The organism is Alkalihalobacillus trypoxylicola (assembly GCF_001590785.1).
Lineage (GTDB): Bacteria > Bacillota > Bacilli > Bacillales > Bacillaceae_D > Alkalihalobacillus > Alkalihalobacillus trypoxylicola.
This window is the reverse complement of record NZ_LTAO01000005.1, coordinates 16,503-37,852: the sequence shown is the minus strand read 5'-3', so window position 1 is coordinate 37,852 and position 21,350 is coordinate 16,503. Positions and strand designations below refer to the sequence as shown.

The following is a 21,350-nucleotide window of genomic DNA, read 5'->3' as shown; positions in this document are numbered from 1 at the left end:
ATTGCTGTGGATAATTTCCACAGTTTTACTATATCAGCGCCTGTAGTGATTGTCAAACGCTATTACAGCAGATTATTTGTCTTTGTATGTAGGTTTTTAGCGAATTTAATCAAAAATTGACAACGCTTTCTTTATTTTCGAAAAAACAGTTCTAAAGTTCTAATTTTTTCAATAAAACGAAAATAAGTTTTCTTATCTGAATGATTAGATTTAAATCGTATTTTTTTCTAAATGATAACCTTATCAATTAATAAATCCACTTCATTACAAGTATATATCATTTTTATGTAAAATCCATTTTCCCTTTTTTTGAAAATTAAAGAAAACCCTTCAGTTCTTTATCATAAATGTAAACTCATTCTTTTGGCTTATTTTTGTAAAATTCTACTTTTTCGAATAATATGATTCAAGGTTTTACACTGTTCAATCCTTCCAACTTCTAGTAAAATAGTCAACGGTTCATAAAATTATATATAACTAGGGAGAAGGAGTGGAATTTAATGACTAAACATAAATGGTTAGGCTTGTTTATGGCTGGAGCACTTATTTTAAGTGCGTGTAATGAAGGAACGGATGCTGAACCTGCTGATGATGCGGTTGGTGGAAACGATAACGAATCTGAAGAAGTAGAAGAGGTTTCTGCAGAAGAAGGAACGAATGAATTAGATGTTACAGAGATTTTAACTCGTTCAACAGAAGCGATGAATGAAGTGAATAGCTTCTCATCTGAAATGACGATTGATCAAGTGATGGATTTAGGTCAAGATATTCCTGACCTTGAGACTAGTGAAATCACTACTAGTATTGAAATGAAAATGGATGTTATCCTAGAACCATTTGGTATGTATCAGTTAATTGATATGGATATGGGCATTCCTGAACTAGGCGGACCTATGCAAATGGAATCTTACTTCACAGAGGATGGTATGTACGTCTATGAGCCAACAATGGATATGTGGGCTAAATATCCAGCATCGATGACAGAAGAGATTTTAGCTCTTTCTGAAATGGATGTATCTCCAGAGGAGCAAGTAGAATTATTACAAAGCTTTAGTGATGATGTTTCTGTAGAAGAAGATGGAGATGTTTATGTATTAACGGTTAGTGGTAGTGACGATAACTTAATGGAGCTTATTGAGTCTATGATGTCGATGACCGATGCAGGTGAGATGGCTGACATGCAAATGATGATGGAAATGATGGATATTTCAGAAATCGATTATGTTTTAACGATTAATAAAGAAACTTACTACCAAGAGTCTATCGATATGAATATGACGATGACGATGGAAGCTGAGGGAGAAACAGCAACGATCACTCAGAAAATGGTCGGTACATTCTATGGTTATAACGAATTAGATTCAATTGAAATTCCTGAAGATGTAATAGAAAATGCACACGAGCTTACAGAAGAAGATTTAGGAATGCCCGTGGAATAATGATTTAGAAATAGAGAAATGGTGCCCTTTATTAATAAAGAGCACCATTTTCTTATGAATATCGGGAAAATCTTCTATCATCTTAATCACTAAATTTTTGCTGTTATTCTCTCTTATCAAAGAAAATGCCATCAGGTGTTCTCGCGCTATATGGATTTTCATATTTACGTGCGTTTTTCTTTTTATGAACAACCTGCCCAATATCAAGCTGAATCGTCGATTTAATCTCTTGCATACGCGATTCTATTTTTTTATTAAGAACGACTAATTGCTCTGCCTCATTTCTTTCCTCTTCCTTTAGCTGATAGCCTTCAAGGGAAAGAAGGAGATTTTGTCGTTCATTTAATTTTTGCTCGATCATTAATAAATAAGCAGCTCTTTGCTCATCTTCTTTAGGTAAAGGATTTTCTAAATCTTTATAAAAGCTTTGTGCTTGCTTCAATAATGTATGAACAATCGACATTAAGCTTGACCACCTACACCGTGACGTTGCTTTCGATCAAGTAAAATGACTTCCTTCCATGTGTTACGAAATTCTGTCATAATCTCTTCTGCTTCTTTTAATGCCGTTAATTCATTTTTCACATTAGCATCGATTAATCGATTTAGAGCAAAATCATACATTCTCATCATATTAGTGCCAACCTCTGAATCTGTTTTCAAAGTGACCATTAATTCTCGAATAATATTTTGAGCTTTTGTAATATATACATTTCTTTCTTCCACTTGCTCAGCACTCATTGCTTGCTCTGCCTGCTTGATAAACTTTAAGCAACCATTATACAACATCAATGTTAGCTCACCAGGGCTAGCCGTCTTTAATGCGTTTTGTTTATACGTTGCTTGCATTTGTGCTGTTGACATACGCCACATCCTCTTCTAACAGTTTGTCCTTCTATTATAACGCGTTTTCATATGAAAAGGGGACTATTTACCCAAAAAATTGAAGATATTTCTTTACTGACTAAACAATTGAGCATAGATAAAATCAGCTTGAGAATTCATTTGTTGGATGGCCTTTTCCATTGCATTAAATTGTGCCCAATAACGAGATTCTCTCTGTTCTAATCTTCTCTCAAAAGTAGAAATTCTATCATTAATGTCATTAAGACTACGCCCTAGTGTAAATTGGTGGTTACTATTTTTACCTTTCATTCCACCTGCTCGCTCTGCAACCTGAGTAATCGCTACATCTAATGAATCACGAAGCCTTCTCGCTATTCCCTGCTCAGCATGAGTATCACCATCTGCATTAAACATTTCATATACGCCCTCAGGGTCCTCCTCAAGTGCAGCACGTAATTGCTCTTCGTTTACAACTAATTTACCTCTCTCCATGTAATCAGGGGATGTTGTAATTCCTATTTGAGACAATTGACTAAAGGCACCACCTAATCCTCCAATCGGAGAATACATATCATTTCGCATTCGATCCATTTGAGTTCTTAAAGTGGCGTCGTTTTTCAACAATCCTGAACGAGCAAGCTCTTCCCATTTCTCCAATTCTCGATCAGATAAGGCCTCTTTTTCTTCATCTGTTAGTGGATGATAATCACGATGTCGATCCTCTTTAAGTAGACCATTCACATGCTCGAGTAATTCATTATACTCATTCACAAAAGCCATAATCGTATCAAAGGCTTCATCTGTATTAGCAGAGGATGATAAAGTCACTTCATCTGTAAAAGTTTCTTTTAATGTAACCGTCATTCCAGAAAGTGTAAAGGAGTTACTCGTTCTTTCTGTCTGTAAACCATTTACAGTAAATTGAGCATTTACTCCACCTTTTTCTTTACTATTGTCCATTTTTAGCACATTAGTAAAAAAACCACCTTCAAAGCTCATTTCTCTACTGTTATTCTCTTCATCTTGAGGAAAGTCTGTATTAAAACGACCCGTTTCAGATCTGGTAAAACTCACTTGACTAGTATGCTCATCAAAGAAGGCATTAACTCCAAGATTTGAACTATTAATCGTATTCAATACCTGATTCATCGATTGATTAGATGTAAAAATAAAACTACCTGATTTTACGCCACTTTCAGTATGTGTACTCATATTTGAAGTCAAATATTGTTGCTGATAGTTAACAGATACATTTTTTTGTTCAGAGTTAAAACGAATTAAACCCGTTTCTGCGTTCACATAAACGTTGTTATCATTTAACTCACTAAGGTCCGTAACAATATTAAATGCCTGTCCGTCCACTTCTATCGATAAACTCGATAAATCCAAACCACCTTTTCTTAATTGGAAGGCTGTTCTAGCTTCGTCATCTTCACCGGTTAAAAAGGTATCCGTTTCATTTTCAGTTATATAAGTCACTTGTGCCGTTCTTGCACTTTCAACTCCTGGTTTAAAATGGATTACTCCATCTTTTACCAACACTTCATTATCAGCTAGGGTTTGGTTTTCATCTGTAACAACACGATAATTTTTATTGCCAACCTTCACAACCATATCTTCAGGATTCTTTATATTATCTTTATTTATTTCGATTTTGTTATCTGATATCGTAAAATTTTGAGTATGAACGACACCTTTTTCCCATTGTTCTTCCATTCCAAGCGATTGGGAAGACATCGATTTAGTTAAATCAATTTTCTCATTAGAAATTCGTCCTTGACTATGATTCGTTGCTGCTGACGCAAGCTGAGTTACCATTGATAGCCTTAATGCCGTATTACCAGCACTTGAATTGGCAGTTGCAGTAACAGCGCTATTATTAGAACTTGTAACAGATTTGGCAAGCATTTTGGAGGAACGCATGACATTGTCAAAAATATTATTACGAAACGTATTAAATTTTGTATTAACTCCTCGATAGGTTTCCATCTTCCAGTTAATCGTTTGCTGATGGCGCAAAATCTTATTTAAAGGCATACGCTCTGCTGTCATTAGGCTATTAACCATCGATTCAATGTCCATGCCAGAGGCAAGACCGGTCATTCTCATACCCATATATTCATTCTCCTTTTAATCACTTTTTATAGATAGCTTCAATGAAAAGCCGTGTTTTTAATTCATTTGTCTATCGCTTTTTTGCCTACTTATTTTTTTAAATTCTTTCATCTACAATTAAACCAACATTTTTTAGCATCGTTGCGACCATATCTAAAAATTCTTCGGGTGGGATTTCCTTAATTACCTCATCTGAATCTTGATTAATTAGCTGAACATAAATTCTCTCTAAATCTTCATGCACATTGAATCGAACCGTTGTTAAATTAGACTTCAATAATTCATTCATGCTATCAACTTTTTTCATAAGCACTTCAGCTGGAATGGCACCTTGGTAATTCTTTTTATATTTGATTTCTCCCTCTGTAACAATCGAAGTAGGAGTCTCAAAATTAAACTTAAAATCTTGATCTTCATTAGCAGCCTTTGCTTTAAAAGTTGAATAAGCATCTGAAGTTGGCTTTATTTCCATAATAAGTCCTCCAAATGTGTTTATTTCTTTTATCGGTTATCATCGTTAACCCTATAAGGGTATAAAGTCCTATAACTATAGTATTTAATGATTTCCTAATAAAAAAGCCTACTAATGTAGGCTTCTTTTAAAACTATAAGCGAATATCAATTGATTGCCCTAAATGAGGTTCAGCTATAGATTGTATCATTCGTACATCTGCAGTACTCATTAATTTCTTTATAGCCTCTCCTTGTTGTTCTACTTCCCCAAGAGTTTTTTTCATTAGAGATAGGCTCGCTTGTGACTGTACTTGATTTTGATTTAAAGCGATAGATAGCATAGCTATATCCATAGAATTTCCCCCTTGCATCCTTTTATTGAAGGTATTCTTTTAAGACTTTATTTACAGCTTTGATTACATCCTTTACATCTTGTTTGTTCATATCAGGATATAAGGGTAAAGTAATCATTTCATTATATAAATGTTCAGCATGAATGCAGGAAGAATTTAATCCCATTTGTTGATAATAAGGATGCTTATACACTGGTATATAATGAACATGAACTCCAATGTTTTCAGCTCTTAAGCTATCAAAAATAACCTTCCTATTTACTTTAAATTTTGACAGGTCTAATCGTATAACATATAAGTGCCATCCAGATGTAGTGTTTCGTAACTGTGACGGAATAATTAAACCTTCCATTTCCTTAAATGCTTCGTTATACAGTGATGCAATTTGCTGTCTTTTTTTTATAAAACTCTCGATTTTCTTTAGCTGTGATAATCCAAGTGCCGCTTGAATATCCGTCATTCTATAATTCATTCCTAATTCATGCATCTCATAAAACCAGTCACCTTGATCTGGTTTTATATTACCTTTTGAAATCCCATGTGAACGGAATAACCTTAGTCGATCACGAAATAATGGATGATTTGTCACAATGACTCCGCCTTCTCCAGCAGTGATAGGTTTTACTGGGTGAAAGCTAAACATCGTCATATCAGCTTGGATACCGACCTTTTTTCCTTTATAGGTAGCACCTAAAGAATGGGCTCCATCACTGATATAAACTAATTGATGTTTCTTTGCCAAATCACTAAATGGATCGTAGTCTACCGGCTGTCCCGTATAATCAACAGATACAATGGCTTTCGTTTTTTTAGTCAATTTCTCTTTCACTTTACTTACAGATAAATTGTAGGTACTTTCATCAATATCTGCAAATACAGGTGTCGCACCTTGATAAAGAGCTGCATTAGAGGTTGCAACAAAGGTAATCGGAGTGGTAATCACTTCGTCTCCCTCTTGGATACCAGCTGCAAAATAAGCAGCATGTAGAGCTGCCGTTCCATTGCTAAAACAGACGGCATATGAAGACCCTACATAATTGGCTATTGCCTCTTCAAAATCTTCTATTACTGGACCTTGTGTTAAGAAAGGAGATTTTAATACCTGAACTACCGACTCAATATCGTCATCATCGATCGACTGTTTTCCATAAGATAAAAACGTGTCTCGTACTGGTTTTCCACCGTTTATTGCTAGCATAACCTTCACCTTGTCTCTTAATCTAGATTTCCTTCTCTAATCCATTCTCTCGTTTTTTCTATCCCTTGATCAAGGTCAAATTTCGGTTTCCAATTTAATCGTTCAAAAGCTTTTGAAGAGTTACATAATAGCTTCTCAATTTCACTTTGAGGATGAATATGTTCAACGTGCTTAATTTTACTTTTATCACCGACAATTTTTTCGGCTAAATCATTAATTGTAATGTCAGACCCTAAGCCAGCATTAATAATTTGACCATTCACACTATCCTGATAACCAGCCTCCACTACAAAGTTCGCACAATCTTCTACATATAATAAATCACGTGTTTGTGTACCATTTCCGTAGATTTGAACATCTTTTCCTTCTAAAGCTTTTTTTATGAAAATAGCGACTACGCCACCTTCACCACCTGTTTTTTGAAATGGTCCATACGTATTAAAGGGCCTAACAACAACAACGGGTAGTTTATAGCTATAGAAATAAGACAACACCATATTCTCGGCAGCAATTTTTGAACCCGCATAAGGTGAAGCAGGTTTTACTGGATGCTCTTCAGAAATCCCTGTTTGATCATAACATCGGTCATACACCATACATGTGCTCATAAATACAACCTTTACTTGATGCTTCAAACACTGCTCCATCATATTAAAGGTTCCAATTGTATCATTTTCAAACGTTGTACGCGGATCATCGATGGAGTCTTGAACATTAATCGAAGCTGCTAAATGAAAGCATATCGAAAAATTCCCTTTATCAAATATCGCTTCTAATTCCTTAGTGTTTTTAATGTCTCCTATCATGACTTTTTTTAAAAAAGGAGAATCCTTGAATTCCTCTAGGTTTTTTTCTTGACCGTTCGATAAATCATCAAACACGGTAACATAATGGCCATCATTAATTAACTGTTTAACCACCCATCTACCAATAAATCCAGCTCCACCTGTTACAAGTACATTCATGTCTTTTCCTCTTTTCACTGTTCATTCTCCATTAATAGATCTAGCGTCAATGGTTCTCCTTTTTTCACCTGCTTGGTCACGATTTTCCCTAACACTAAATCTAAATATTTAGTTGGTAGACCAAGTCCTGGGCGGATTGCTTTTATATTTTCAAGTGAAATGGCATCACCCTGATTTAAATCCTTTGTTACATAAAGAGACCTTCTATGCTTTAAAGATGCTTTTTCTGCCTCTGTGGTTCCATAAAAAACAGAACCAAGACTTTCCCAGGCTTGCACCACTTCAAAAACTAAAGCTTTCATTTCAAATGGCTCTAGAGAAAAGGCAGAATCAACTCCACCATCTGCACGTGCTAATGTAAAATGCTTTTCAATAACGGTTGCACCAAGAGCGACGCTAGCAACCGCTACTCCAAGCCCCATCGTATGGTCAGATAAACCCACCTGACAATCAAAAAGCTCTTTCATATGAGGCATTGTTCTAAGGTTCGTATTTTTTGGGCTAGCTGGATATGTGCTTGTACACGTTAATAAAATTAAATCTTTACAACCTGCTTCCCTCGCAGCACGCACCGCATCATCTATCTCAGCAGCTGTTGCCATACCCGTTGAAATAATGACTGGCTTTCCCGTCTTAGCGACTTTACGAATTAAAGGTAAATCAACGTTTTCAAATGAAGCAATTTTATAAGCTGGAACATCTAGTTTCTCTAAAAAATCAACAGCTGTTTCATCAAATGGAGAGCTAAAGGCAATTAATCCTAACTCTTTACAGCGATCAAATATAGCTTGATGCCATTCCCATGGTGTATAAGCTTCTTTATATAAGTTATATAGTGAATTTCCTTGCCATAAGCTCTTATCATCATCAATCCAAAAAGCACCTTCGTTTATATCAATGGTCATAGTATCAGCTGTATAAGTTTGTAGCTTAACTGCATCCACTCCAGCTTCAGCCGCTGCTTCTACAATTTGAAGAGCTCTCTCTAAGGACTGATTATGATTACCAGACATTTCAGCAATAATAAAAGGCTTATGATGTAAACCTACTTTTCTATTTCCTATTTGTATTTCGTTCATTTGTAGGGTGCACCTCATTTGTTATTAAACGTGTATATTATATGTATCGGTAAAAGTATATCATTTAACATCTTTCATTGAACATTAGGTTGATTAAAGGATGTTGCTCAAATTTCTTATTCTCATTTCTCATTATGAGTTCATAACCTTTAAGTTGCATGCTTTTAAATGCGTTCTCATTATGTATTAGTTCATTGAGTTTTTTCATATATGTGCTTTTTGTTACCGTCTCATGCCAACCAGTTAATTTGATTGCTCCAAATTCAGCTGCAGCTTCAGTTGAGGCACACTGGTTTTCTGCTACCATTGTTACTAATGATGGTAGCCCCACAAAAGAACGTTCCCACATCGTCGATCCACCTGCCCCAAGCGATAAATCTGCTTCTTCCATTAATTTAGCCATGTAAGGTATCTGACAATAATAATTAGCTCCTATTTTTTCGCATATCCCTTTAATATCATCTTTATTTGGATTTGCATTTCCAACAACTACGTTAATGCTTACATTTTTTAATTTTAACTCCGCTAATGCAAGTAGTGCTTTTGATGTTTCATTTGTTGGATCACTACCACCAAAAAATACTAGCAGATTTTTAAATTCCCCTCTTTTCCGATGTAGAACATTATAAAACTCTCGACGTAGGAGTAAATATTTAGGACCTAGGAGTAACTGGCAATCACTTGGAACTAACTGTTTATATTTCTGTTTCATAGAAGGATAGAAGTTTTGGTCAAGGAGAATATCACAATCATGATGGCGATTTGCTAAATCATCTATTACTATTATTTTTTTTGTAAATGCCCTTAAAAGATTTTCCCACTTTTGATCAATTTCATAATGATCAATAATGATAAAATCTAGATTGATATTTTCAACTTTTTCTATTACTTCCTCAGCATCTTTTTCTTGTTTAAAAGGTTCTGAGGTTAACGAAATAGTTAAAAACTCTTTTTTTTCTATATGCTCCATTAAGTGACCCGGGAGATTTTTACAAATAAAAACGATTTTACTAGCATGTGATTTAAGTGATTCCGCTAAGGTGATACACCTCATTACATGACCAGTTCCAATATGAACAGACGCATCAACTCGAAAAGCTATATTCATAAAAACACCTCAAATAACTGGTTTCTGTTCAACATGTGCATTTAATTTTGCGATATCAGGATTATTACTAAGATAATGAATGATTTCTTCAGAAGACACATATTTATCACTATTAAAATAATTGGCAACCGCCTGTAAAAGTTCATAGTCTTCTTCTGTATCCAAAGTAATTCTAAATTGTGGTTTTTGAATAGATACAGGTGCTAAATATGTTGTGATTTTAAATAGATTGGCATGTTCATATCCATAATAGGTAACATGCTCTCTGTGCCTCGGCTGATTTCCCTTTAAGTTCATGAATTCAAGTGTCTTATACGAGAATAATTCCACAACCAGTCCTCGAGGCAAGTCCCCTACAACTTTCACATAATCGGCTGGATTACTTTTCATTTCAGCAATGATTTCGTTCGCCATTTCATAATCAACAAATGGACAATCAGACGTTACTCTAATTACATAGTCAGGGGAATATTGCTTTGCACATTCATAATAGCGTGATAAAACATCCTCTTCTGAACCACGAAAACATGTTACTTTATTATCCCTGCACCATTCTTCAATATAGTCATCACTCTTTAAATTCGATGTCGCTATTATAACTTCATCTGCAGCGATTCTATTACATCGAGATACTACATAATCTAATACTATTGATTGACCTAGAGGTTTCAACACTTTACCTGGCAATCTAGTTGATCCCATACGTGCTTGAATAATTATTATTATTTTCATTCCGATTACCCCTTTTTCTTAAATTCACTATAAGGCAATACGTAAATTCCTTTATAATTCTCAATAATTTCATCTAAACTCGACCTTTTAAATTCCTCAATCGAGTTAATCGTTTTCGTTATATAAAAGTGTTTGTCTACTTTTGATCCCCAATTCTCTTTATATTTAAAAATAGGTGAATCTACCCTATCACATGACTGCCAATTATAATATTCATAGCCCTGTGATTGTGCATATTGTATACTCCAATAATCTAACATAACACCAGCTTGAGTATGCATATAGTCATTTCCGACTACTCTCATAAAATTATCAAGTGACTTGTTTTGTTTAAGTAAAATACTAGCACCTACTATCGTATCATCCAACATTGCGTATTGGACAACCACTCTATCTCCTCCAAAAAAGTGCCTTAAATGATTAAATACCTCAAACGGATAAATAGCTCCACCTGTCGTTTCTAACCTTGGTTTATATATAGTTTCATACCATACTTTTAACATTTCCTCAGAGTTATCTTGGTTCAAATATATTCCTGTGGATTCAGCATGTTTAAGATTTCTTTTTAAGTTATTCCTATTCTTGCTATTCATCAATGTTAAAAAGTCACTCCGTAAAGGAATGTACTGGTAAAAATTATCTTTAATATAATCTGGTTGAAGTGTTTCTGTATAGACATTCAATTGTTTACTGAACGGTGGAGTACATATCGTAAGTAGAAGTATTTGTTTTTGTTGACAATATTCCATTAGAGTCAGTAACATGGATGAGAGTATCTCATTATCATCATCAATCGTACAGCCACCTCCATATCCTAAATATGGAAGAGAATGAACAACATCACCTAAATCATTTTTATAATGTATAAATGGTAAAATCCCAACTACTTCTTGACCATTGTAACAGGCCACGTATTTATAAAGGTAACTATTAAACCCCTCAAATATAGTTTTTAATTTAGGCGAATGCTGAACTAAGCCATATTTTGATACAAATTCATTTAGCGCATCATCTTCTAATTCCTCAGCAATTTTATTTTTTATCATTACATTCATCCTTTTAAATCAAAGAAATTTACTTAAAATATGAAGATCTTGGAATTCACCTGCTCTAAATATCTCCTTTTTCAATACTCCTTCTTCTATGTAGCCATTTCGTTTAAACAAGGCTAACGACGGCTTATTTCCTTCTAGAATCTGAACAGAGCATTTACGAATATTGTATTCATTTTTTAAATAAATACCGAATAGAGAAAGTGCTTGAGAAGCTAAACCTTTCCCTCTATATTCCTCTTCGCCAAGAACGATAGATAATAGCACTTTTTGATTACGGTAATCTAAGTTTGAAAACGACATAAATCCAAACGTTTTAAGGTCGACTTTATGTTCAATCATAAAAAAGCGACTGGTAGTATCTGTGATTTTCCGTTTGTACCAATTTATTTCTTCTTCAGTATTTCTTGGTGTAAACGCAGTTAATGTCGTATGTTTTGAAATTTCAAAGTCATTATGCCATTTTTTTATATATTTTATATCCTCTTCTTCTATTACTCGAAGTTTTATCTCATCATTTTCTAACATAAAAATCCCTCTTATACATTTTTTATTTTTACTTTATAGTAATATTTTGTTTTTACACATTCCCATACTCTATAAAGCCAGTCTATATTTTTCCCAATAATTATTACATAGATAAATAGATCTAACCTTCCTAAAAAACCAAACACGGATAATAAAAAATAGATTAAAAATATATCAAATGCGGGAATAATACCATGATTTAAACACCATTGCTTCCATTTCGCTCTCACAAGTTCATATTTTTTCATAAAAGGTAAGACAAAATAATGTACAATCGCTAAATCAAAGAATAAAGTTGCCACAAACAATATTTTTATTATAATTGGTACATCCGTTATATATAAAACCGAACTTAATAATACAAGTCTTACTACCCTATCTAAATACTTATCTAGCATCGCTCCAAAATTTGAACACCTGTTTGTCAGCCGTGCCAAATTCCCATCAGCCCCATCAAATAAATGGTGTAATTGAACTAGAAATGCACCGATTATAAAATACTCAAAAGCAAAAAACACCCCAGCAAAAATCCCCATACTTGCTGAAATTAGTGTAACCATGTTAGGAGAGAATCTGAGGTCATAAACTAACTTAGTAAAGAAGGGGTCCACTAGATGTGCGTAATATCGATTTATAAAGTATTCATGCTTTCTTCTTTCTTGCACAACGTACTTTAATTTAAATGATTTATACCACTCAATAAATTTATTTAACAATGATATCTACCCTTTTCAAGTAATCACTTTTTAAATTTCTATAATAATGCTTTGAAATACCAAACTTATATTAGAATTGATTATTTCAATACCTATTCATCTCACCGTATTAAATAAAGGAATTGCATTTCCAGTAAACTAATCATTTCCTAGCTCATTCTCAAAACCTTTAACAACAAAATGAATATTTCGTTTAAAACCCATACTCTCTAGCTGGCTCGATATCTCCGTGTAGTACATGCTAGCTATAATAATAAAAATAGATTCTTTCTGCTCATTAATTAAAGTTTCCGGTTTTTGTATAGTAGTTTTTCCTAAATCCTGCCCCCATTTTTGGGGATTATTATCAAGAAAATAAGCAATGCGATAATTTTTAGACTCCAATAAGGATGCCGTCTCCTCGCTACTCTTCCCTGTACCGAAAATAATTACTTTTTTGCTTGTAAAGTACTCTTCTATTTCGTGTTGCTTTGGATAAGCATAATCTGACCATGGTGTTTTACTTAAGTAATAGAGATAATCACCCTTATAAGGATGATTGTTTAAATAGTGCCAAGGTTTTGATGCATCCGTAAAATGAATAATGGAAGGATATTTAATGGCCTCATGAATTTCTAAAATAGAATCCTTAGAAGTTTCAGCTGTAATGCTTTTATAAGATTCTCTATAATTCCATTTTGGATGTAAAGCTTCCCATTTCCCCATCAATACTACATTTAATGCATCCTGATCATGAAATTTCAATCCTTCTTTATGATAGCTTATAAAATCCAAAACATTAGAGACAATATGATTTTCTCTCCATTTTTGAACATTGATAATCATGACACCTGCATTGAAATAATTAGCAGTAGCTGGCATATTTAAGTCTGCATTCCGTTGTAAATTTGAATTATCTACCGCACAAAGGAACGTGGATGAAACGTTTGTTTCCCACAACTTATAAAGATCGTCCTTTATAATGATATCGCTATCTAGATAGATCACTTTGTTTATATCTTTTTCTAACAATAATGGGATTAAAGCTTTATAATATGTGGCAACACTTAAATGCTTATCGATGAAAAAATCATTTAATATTTCTTTGTTCACCTTTACGTATTTAACGTCTACTTTAAATCTCCCTAATAATGATTTAAGTTTTGAAGAATTATTATCTTGGATTCCCCCATCAATAATATATAGCTGCACAGAAGTATCCTTTTTTAAATTCTCAAATAATGAAGTTAGCATGACTCCCAGATGCTGTGCATAATGATCGTCTACAGCAGTAATGATGTGCATTTTAGAACTTTCCATCATAAAATTACCCTTCCTACATCACATTAAATGGTTATCAATCATTCATAGATATTGATTTAAATCGATAACCACCATATCCATACCTTTTAACTCTGTTAAAATCCCCTTGGAGACCTCTACCTTATCAACAGAAATGACTAATACATCGATTACTAAAGACAAAATCTTTGAAGGAGGAAACACCTTAATACCTTGAAATCTCATTCCTTGCTTTTCAGGAGAGCTATCAATTAATGCCACTATTTGTTCTATATTTTCCTGTTCCAATTCCAATTCCTCAAGAATGGATTGGGTTGTTAATCCGGCACCATATATAGCCACTTTTTTATCTTTCATTAATTCCTTAAGTTTGGTTTTCTTTTTCAAATTAGTTTCATGTAAAGTCTTTCTCGGAATGACCGTTTTTTCTAAAAATGCATCATATGCTCTTTCTGATATTTCTCCTTTATAAGAATTAATCCATTTTAATGAAAATTTATAGTCGTTTTTCTTTGAAACTCTTTCCAACCATTGTTCATCATACCAAACAGCTAAGGGCTCGTTTAGAAATAGAAAATCTACATTTTCTCGCGACAAACGTAAACATAAATCCCAATCTTGGTGACGAATCAATTGTTCATCAAACCTTATTTTCTTTATAAGCGAGTGGTGTAAAATAAGAGTACTAGTCTGAATTAAACCATTATTTAAAAATAAATATTCCTCTACTAATTCTGAAGTTTCAATCCCTCTTTTTGGTGAGGTCCTTTTTATTGCCCCTGTCTGTTTTATGAGTTGTGAATAGCAAAGAACATTCTCTTTGTTGTCACATTTTAATAAGATCGATAATTGCTTTTCTAACTTCCTTGGTAACCACTCGTCATCAGAGTCTAAAAATGCAATAAATTCACCACGAGATGCGTCAATTCCAGTATTTCTAGCAATAGCCCCATTTAGATTTTTATGGTGCTTAATGTATCTAACCCTTGAGTCAATTATCTGCTTCACTACATATTCTGTATTATCGCTAGAGCCATCATCGATAATAATCATTTCAAAATCTTTGTACGTTTGATTCAACACACTATTTATTGCTCTCATAATGACTTCAGCTCTGTTATATGTTGGTATTATAACTGATACAAATGGTGATTTATGGCTCATAGATTCCTCCACAATAATACTAGTATTATATCTTTTAAAACTAACAGTGCTAAGTTGTAAACTCGATTACTCCCTTAATATTAATAATATTAATAGATCACTCTTTTATAATGCTCTCCTGCCTTAAGCCCTAACCCTTGAAGTTGTATACTTATATCAAAGCTCCATTGTGATGCAATCAATATATAATAGTCTTCAGTTAACATGGTTGGTGAAATTACTTTAACACCATCAATATTTTCATTCCATATCTGTTTGTTGTTATCACAAAAATAGCTAATTTTTATATTTTGATTTAATAGCATTTTATTTATATTTCTTCCAAATAAACCGCAACCGAAAATAACAAGATTTTTACTTTTTAAACTATTCAATAGTGTTCTGTTTCTTTCAATGTCATCGATAAAAATTATCCCACTCATATAAGACGAAATTTTATTATTATTTCGTTTTAACACATGACTCATTAGTGCATCAAATTTTTTCTCTAATTCTATTTCTCTTGATTTAAGAACGACTGTTCCTTGTTTTCTAACATAAGGAGCCCATTCATTTTTAAACTCTGCCCAATTTCGGTGCTTTTTTTCTAATCTTGCAAATGATTGCTTCTGTCTTAATAACTTTCTTTCTAAATGATTTTCATCCGCTACGTAATCATGATAAATAATACTATAAGGACTATAAATTTGCTTTGAATAAATGGGGTACTTTTGGAATAGTCTAATAGCAAGCTCTTTTCCTCCACCACCAAATTTTATAGCATCATCCCATCCTCCTACTTCAAAAAAACTTTTACTTAAATAGGATGTATTCCCTTCTAAATTAGAAAATTTAGGGAAAATCATATCACCGCTATAGTAGTGAGTCTGTATCTCATTTAAAACATTATCTGTTTTATAAAGGTATATTCCTGCAACTGATATTACATCGTAGCGTTTATGTGCTAGTAGATGAGAATCAATCAATTGTTCATCAGGAATCCCATCATCTTCTAAAAAAAATAAAATAGGAGAATTTGTAAAAACTGCCCCTATATTTCTTGCTAAATAAGCACCTGTATTTTCCTTGAGCTTTATATAAGTATTTATATATGGTTCTAATACACTAAACTCTTCGACACTGGCACCATTGTTCACAAAAATTAATTCGAAGTTTTGTGCTTTCCTTTGCTCATGTAATTTTTTAAAATTTACTAACGTATCCTTATGTAGCCTCCATGATATTACCACTACTGATAGTTCTGGTGTACTTACTTCCTTTATATTGTTTACATAATCAAAACAATCCATATATAAATCTAGTTTATATTCCCAGTTAAATTTCTTTAATTGAGATTGTAATTCCATCCTATTCACCGCTTTATTTTTTTATCAAAACTAAATCAGTATGTAAATGTTTTTTCATTTTTGTTAAATTCAACAAGCCTTCTTTTGAGATACTTGTTCTTACCCTATCTTGATAAATTTCAACTAGAAACCACTTGAATAGAAAGTTAAGGTACTCTTGAATATTAATACCTTGCTTGTCTAAAAATTTTGAATCGAATTCAACAAATCCGATAGCCTCTTTAGAACTTGAAATCGTTTTACTCATACCTTCTAAAACATAGGGTTCATGCCCTTCAACATCAATTTTAAAAAGTAATCTATCAATACTTCCTTTTTTTAATAAAATATCGTCTAATTTTATTGATTGAACGTATATGATCTCTTTTATTCCTTGATTTTGTGCCACTAATCCAGATAAGCCCGATTGTTCATTAACAAAAAATTCCAACTTTTCATTATAACCATTTGATGCAATTGCTTCTACAACGTTTATATTATTCTTATTAGGATGTAGCTCTATAGAATTTCTAATAAAATCGATTAAATAAGGGTTCGGTTCTATTCCAATTATATCAACTGGTTCTTTATAGATTGTTGAAAATAAGCCTTCTCCATAATTAAGTCCGACATCCACCACGACTGTAGGTATAAATTCTTCAACTGTTTTTACCCAAAATTGATTTAAATTTGCTTGTACTCTACTGAATTTAGTCATTTCAGAATTAAAATACTTATTAATAAATAATTTGAACCCTCTTTTTTCTGCTAAATTGACAACTAATTGCTTATCCTGTGAAAAAGTTAATGTTACAGGAAAACTACTTCCATCTGTTCTCCCAGCAAAAAATTGTTGATTTTCAATAAAATTCATATTTCGTAATTGTTCTGCAATCTCTTCTTGATACATGCTAGAAATAAAAATTAGTAAATCTTTTCGATTAATTAAATGTAATTCACTTGGTTTTTTTATTTCATAACCGCGTATTTTCTGTCCCCATTTTTCTTGATCGTTATCTACAAAGAATAAAAATTGATAGTTTTCATCCACATTTTTTAATAATACATCTAACATTTCTTTCCCTTTTAAAGAGGCTCCAAAGAAAACAATATTTCTAGTCATATACTCTCCAGCTCCTTTATATGGTTAAAACTACTCTTATTCCACCTGTTTTATAAATCTTATCCTTTGACAATTTAGATAAGGAGCCATAATTGACTGTTGATTTCCCTCTCCCGATAATATCTTTGTAATCACTCGTTAAACAAACAGTCCCCACATCTTCCCAATTCCACAATTCATTATCCCCTGGAATGGTATAATTTGAATATGTAGAATTCACAATATATTTATCCCACTCACTATTTTTAATATCCTCATTATGATTACTTGTTATTGGCCTTACGTCAGCTTTAATATGATCCCTTAATTCTAAAAATGGTTTGACAGAGTTTATTTCAAAACCAGATTTTATTTTTCCGAATGCAATTTCTTTTTGTATATTCCGGTCTGAAATTAATAGTTTCTGTCCTTCCAATTCATCGACCATAATAAAATAAAACGAGCCATTCGGTTCGATTGCTGACCAAGGTGGAATGAAATGAGCTTTTGACTTATCTGAGGGATTGAAAATCCCGGCTTCATTATAAGAAGCAGAATAATCCCAACGAATTCTTTTACCAATCTTTAAATCTTCATAGTTTTGCACTTCGTCAATATGGTAAAGAGCTCCATCTGTTTTTACACCCTTAAACGCAAAAGAGCCTTTACTACGTTTTTGAATTCGTAAATTGTGCTTACCGTAGTCAAGATTATTAATGCTCAAACTAAGTTCATTTTTATTAAGGTTAAAATTTGTATATTTTTTTGTGTAATGCTTTTTATTATGGTCAATATATACATTTATTTCTATTGGATTATGTTTATCTTCTAAAAATAAAAGCTCTAACTTGTCACCTTCAAAAACAAAGAATATTTCATCATTTATCCCTTCTGAAATTTGAAAGCCTAAACTATCTCTAGCACTTAAACTAATAGGAGATATCATTCTTTCCCAGTTACCTTGATAAAAAAAGACTCCATCATAACTTCTATATAATTTTGTTTCCTTAGTATTCTTAGATATTATTTGCTGATGAACTAGCTCAATACTATGATGTATACCCTCTATCTTTTTTTCACATTTCCTTAGAAATATGATGATTTCCTCAAGTATTTCATCTAAAGGCCCTTCACCTTTTTCAAATCTTTGAACTTTTTTTATTAAGTTATCAAAAAGCACTCTTTCTAATGGTCGTAAGTAAACATATAGAAAGTCGAGTTGAAAAAGGGCATGTAATGACTTAGTTAGTTTATGTAATACCGTATTATCTAGTAACGAGTCACCATTTTTATGTTCCATTATCCAATTTTCAATTTTTCTTGAAAGTTTATAATACTCACTAATTGAGGCTTCCATGTTTCTAACCTTGTTAATAACTTGTTGCTCAACTTTGTTTTCTATTGATAAATCAATATCCTCAAAAAAGTTTTTCTTCTTACTATTAGTAAATACAGTGTCCATTAAATTAGATAAGGGGACGTAATCAGCACCTTCTATTTTTGCACCACCAATAGTCGTATTAATAACCTTTCTATCAGAATAGGTCGATATATAATACTCTAAGCTCTGCTTCATAGTTAAAAAGGAAAGGGATGTTTTCATTTCTTTACCAACAACATTTAATGTAACATTCTCTCCTTTTTCTAGCTTCATGTTTTCTTCTAATCGTTTTGTTTGCTCTTCCGTTTTAATTCCTTTGGCATAAATTTCCTCATCAAGATACCCAAGATTTTGCCCTACTAACACAATTGGATTTGCTCTGAGTTTCGCTGCTAATTGAAGCGTTATACTTGCTATTGTAGGAGCATCTTCAATTACATCAATAGAAGCGTTTTTCGGATACAAATAATATGGTGTAATCGAATCTTGATTCGTAATTACATGAAGCTTAGGACCTTTGTATCTTTCAACCGTTTCGAATCCTACGCTCGTCCCATAAATTAAGGGAATGTTTAACTCAGTCTGTCTATTAAGCTCATCAAATGCATATTGATTAACTTCTTGAGGATCATACGTACATATAGCATCCGGTACAATTCCCTCTTTCAATAACGCTTTATTAGCTGAACCTACAGCAAATATGTATGCCATTCCTTTTTCTTTTATTTTCTTAAGGTTTTCATACTCATATTTTAAGGAAGGTCCTGCTGAAACAATTAGCATTGGTACACCATCAAAAAATCTTTTATAGCTAGCGTCTAATATATTTGGAGTTTTTAATGTCTCTGGTAAATTCATTAAACTATTCATTACCCAACGACTACTATACTTGTTCGTTGTATACAAATTTAACGAATAATTCTGTAAAGATTTTTTACTAATTTCTAAAAATTGCTCGTATTTCTTTGCCCATATTCTTTGATAGGCTGGATGGGCTATGATAAGTGTTTTTTTAGTTAGTACTTGATTATTTGCAAGAAACTGCTCTAATTCTTGCTCTTGATTTGCTTGATTTGAAATGAAGAGATTACGACTTTTCTTTATGACATTTCTAAAAAGATTTTGTTCAATAAATAATTGGAACACAGTTACATCTGGTTCAATAATCGTATAAGTCAAGTGTGGGTATTCTTTTTGAAAAGCTTCAATATGATAACCAAATCCACATCCATAAAAAAGCACATGCTCATACTTTTCTATTACTCCAAGTTCCTTTTTGTAGCTTTCAATTAACTGTTTTGCTTCTCTCTCTGGATGATAAGCACTATGTATATATTGTTTTTGATTACTATCTACATATTGAATCGTTGGTAGGCCAGATTTAGAATTCACTACTTCAAAATGATTAAATGTACTTATTTTTTCTTGTTCAAGTAGTGAATTGAACTGGGGGAAATTCCTACTTAGAAACTTTACATTCTGTTCTTTTATCATAACAACCGCCTCTACAGTATGTTTTCTTCTTGAAACCACTTGCTTATCTTATTCTTTGATATAGCATCCTCTTCTTTTGGATATGGTTTCTCTACTTTCTGTGCTTGCTTCCATTGCTTTTGATAAGCCCCTTGCTCATGGTGAGGTAATATCGTGTACATATCTTCTGACTCAATCGCAATTAAAACCTCATCATCTGTCATCAATTCCTCGTAATTTTTTTCACCCGGTCGTATTCCAATTTCTTTTATATTAATTTCTTCTCGAATTGAATATTGTTTTCTTACTTCTTCAATGATCACTTCTGCTAAATCACCAATTTTGAGAACAGGCATTTTAAGAACAAATACCTCTCCACCTTTCGCTCTCTTATTTGCTTTTAAGATTAATTGGATCGCTTGGCTAGGTGTCATCATATAACGTAGCATTTTACCATCCGTCACGGTAATTTCACGGTGATTTAGTATTTGTTTTTTGAAAAGAGGAATAACAGATCCACGCGAGCCCATTACATTACCAAAGCGAACAGAGGAAAATATCGTCTTTTTTGAGCCCTTCTGATAATCTGCTGCTGCGATTAAACGTTCTGCTGTTAACTTAGTCGATCCATATACATTTGTTGGCGAAATAGCTTTATCTGAGCTAGTAAAAAGCACTCTTTTCACATTGTTCTCAAGGGCTGCCTGTATAACATTTTGAGTCCCAATAATATTCGTTTTAACCGCTTCAAGTGGATTATATTCACATGCAGGAACATGCTTCATAGCGGCTAAATGAAAGACATAGTCAATATCCTCCATAGCACGAATTAACCTTTTTTCATCACGAATATCTCCAATTAAATAACGAATATTTTTAAATTCACGATACTTTTGACTTAATTCAAACTGTTTATATTCATCTCGGCTAAATATTCGTATGACCTCTGGAGAATGCAATAATAACTCTTCTAATAGGTATTGTCCGATCGTTCCAGTTCCACCAATAATTAATATTTTTTTATTTTGATAATCACTCAT

General features: G+C 32.9%; 20 protein-coding genes. 1 reads left to right on the top strand and 19 read right to left on the bottom strand.

The features are described 5' to 3' along the window. Positions 1-500 precede the first annotated feature (500 nt). Complete coding sequence (locus AZF04_RS04790; RefSeq protein ID WP_061947780.1) at positions 501-1,439, top strand: DUF6612 family protein; 939 nt, start codon at positions 501-503, stop codon at positions 1,437-1,439. Between the two features lie 103 nt (positions 1,440-1,542). Here the strand turns inward: AZF04_RS04790 and AZF04_RS04785 are convergent, their stop codons facing one another. The 19 genes from AZF04_RS04785 to AZF04_RS04695 form a co-directional block, all read right to left on the bottom strand. Then, positions 1,543-1,902, bottom strand: coding sequence for a hypothetical protein (locus AZF04_RS04785; RefSeq protein ID WP_061947779.1), 360 nt, complete (start codon positions 1,900-1,902; stop codon positions 1,543-1,545). Beyond that, the gene (gene fliS, locus AZF04_RS04780) at positions 1,902-2,303 is read right to left on the bottom strand and encodes a flagellar export chaperone FliS (RefSeq protein ID WP_061947778.1); all 402 of its coding nucleotides are present in this window, start codon (positions 2,301-2,303) and stop codon (positions 1,902-1,904) included. The genes AZF04_RS04785 and fliS overlap by 1 nt, the downstream gene beginning before the upstream one ends. Positions 2,304-2,396: 93 nt before the next feature. After that, positions 2,397-4,400: a flagellar filament capping protein FliD gene (fliD, locus tag AZF04_RS04775; protein WP_061947777.1), complete on the bottom strand. Its 2,004-nt coding sequence runs from the start codon at positions 4,398-4,400 to the stop codon at positions 2,397-2,399. A gap of 97 nt (positions 4,401-4,497) precedes the next feature. Next, entirely contained in the window at positions 4,498-4,872 is a 375-nt protein-coding gene (locus AZF04_RS04770; RefSeq protein WP_045485208.1) for a flagellar protein FlaG, read from the bottom strand. 133 nt (positions 4,873-5,005) lie between these two features. Beyond that, on the bottom strand, positions 5,006-5,206 hold the full coding sequence (locus AZF04_RS04765; RefSeq protein WP_045485210.1) for a YjfB family protein: 201 nt from the start codon (positions 5,204-5,206) through the stop codon (positions 5,006-5,008). A 22-nt stretch (positions 5,207-5,228) separates the two neighbouring features. Next, positions 5,229-6,404 (bottom strand): UDP-4-amino-4,6-dideoxy-N-acetyl-beta-L-altrosamine transaminase, encoded by a 1,176-nt coding sequence (gene pseC / locus AZF04_RS04760; RefSeq protein ID WP_061947776.1) that lies wholly within the window; start codon positions 6,402-6,404, stop codon positions 5,229-5,231. Positions 6,405-6,421: 17 nt separating this feature from the next. Then, positions 6,422-7,369 carry a dTDP-glucose 4,6-dehydratase gene (locus tag AZF04_RS04755; RefSeq protein ID WP_061947815.1) on the bottom strand — a complete coding sequence of 316 codons (948 nt, stop codon included), beginning with the start codon at positions 7,367-7,369 and terminating at the stop codon, positions 6,422-6,424. Positions 7,370-7,383: 14 nt separating this feature from the next. Further along, complete coding sequence (gene pseI / locus AZF04_RS04750) at positions 7,384-8,448, bottom strand: pseudaminic acid synthase (RefSeq protein WP_061947775.1); 1,065 nt, start codon at positions 8,446-8,448, stop codon at positions 7,384-7,386. A 64-nt stretch (positions 8,449-8,512) separates the two neighbouring features. After that, positions 8,513-9,556 carry a UDP-2,4-diacetamido-2,4,6-trideoxy-beta-L-altropyranose hydrolase gene (gene pseG, locus AZF04_RS04745; RefSeq protein ID WP_061947774.1) on the bottom strand — a complete coding sequence of 348 codons (1,044 nt, stop codon included), beginning with the start codon at positions 9,554-9,556 and terminating at the stop codon, positions 8,513-8,515. A gap of 9 nt (positions 9,557-9,565) precedes the next feature. Next, entirely contained in the window at positions 9,566-10,288 is a 723-nt protein-coding gene (locus AZF04_RS04740; RefSeq protein ID WP_061947773.1) for a cytidylyltransferase domain-containing protein, read from the bottom strand. Between the two features lie 5 nt (positions 10,289-10,293). Next, positions 10,294-11,334, bottom strand: coding sequence for a GNAT family N-acetyltransferase (locus AZF04_RS04735; RefSeq protein ID WP_061947772.1), 1,041 nt, complete (start codon positions 11,332-11,334; stop codon positions 10,294-10,296). An 18-nt stretch (positions 11,335-11,352) separates the two neighbouring features. Then, positions 11,353-11,868 (bottom strand): GNAT family N-acetyltransferase, encoded by a 516-nt coding sequence (locus AZF04_RS04730; protein WP_061947771.1) that lies wholly within the window; start codon positions 11,866-11,868, stop codon positions 11,353-11,355. Positions 11,869-11,879: 11 nt separating this feature from the next. Then, entirely contained in the window at positions 11,880-12,584 is a 705-nt protein-coding gene (locus tag AZF04_RS04725; RefSeq protein WP_235599924.1) for a CDP-alcohol phosphatidyltransferase family protein, read from the bottom strand. Positions 12,585-12,722: 138 nt separating this feature from the next. Further along, complete coding sequence (locus AZF04_RS04720; RefSeq protein WP_061947769.1) at positions 12,723-13,886, bottom strand: glycosyltransferase; 1,164 nt, start codon at positions 13,884-13,886, stop codon at positions 12,723-12,725. Positions 13,887-13,928: 42 nt separating this feature from the next. Then, complete coding sequence (locus AZF04_RS04715) at positions 13,929-15,029, bottom strand: glycosyltransferase family 2 protein (protein WP_061947768.1); 1,101 nt, start codon at positions 15,027-15,029, stop codon at positions 13,929-13,931. Between the two features lie 89 nt (positions 15,030-15,118). Further along, complete coding sequence (locus tag AZF04_RS04710) at positions 15,119-16,375, bottom strand: glycosyltransferase (protein WP_061947767.1); 1,257 nt, start codon at positions 16,373-16,375, stop codon at positions 15,119-15,121. Between the two features lie 13 nt (positions 16,376-16,388). Beyond that, the gene (locus AZF04_RS04705; RefSeq protein WP_061947766.1) at positions 16,389-17,477 is read right to left on the bottom strand and encodes an FkbM family methyltransferase; all 1,089 of its coding nucleotides are present in this window, start codon (positions 17,475-17,477) and stop codon (positions 16,389-16,391) included. 16 nt (positions 17,478-17,493) lie between these two features. Continuing rightward, positions 17,494-20,331 (bottom strand): 6-hydroxymethylpterin diphosphokinase MptE-like protein, encoded by a 2,838-nt coding sequence (locus AZF04_RS04700; RefSeq protein WP_153017211.1) that lies wholly within the window; start codon positions 20,329-20,331, stop codon positions 17,494-17,496. A gap of 11 nt (positions 20,332-20,342) precedes the next feature. After that, positions 20,343-21,350, bottom strand: coding sequence for a UDP-N-acetylglucosamine 4,6-dehydratase family protein (locus tag AZF04_RS04695; RefSeq protein WP_061947764.1), 1,008 nt, complete (start codon positions 21,348-21,350; stop codon positions 20,343-20,345).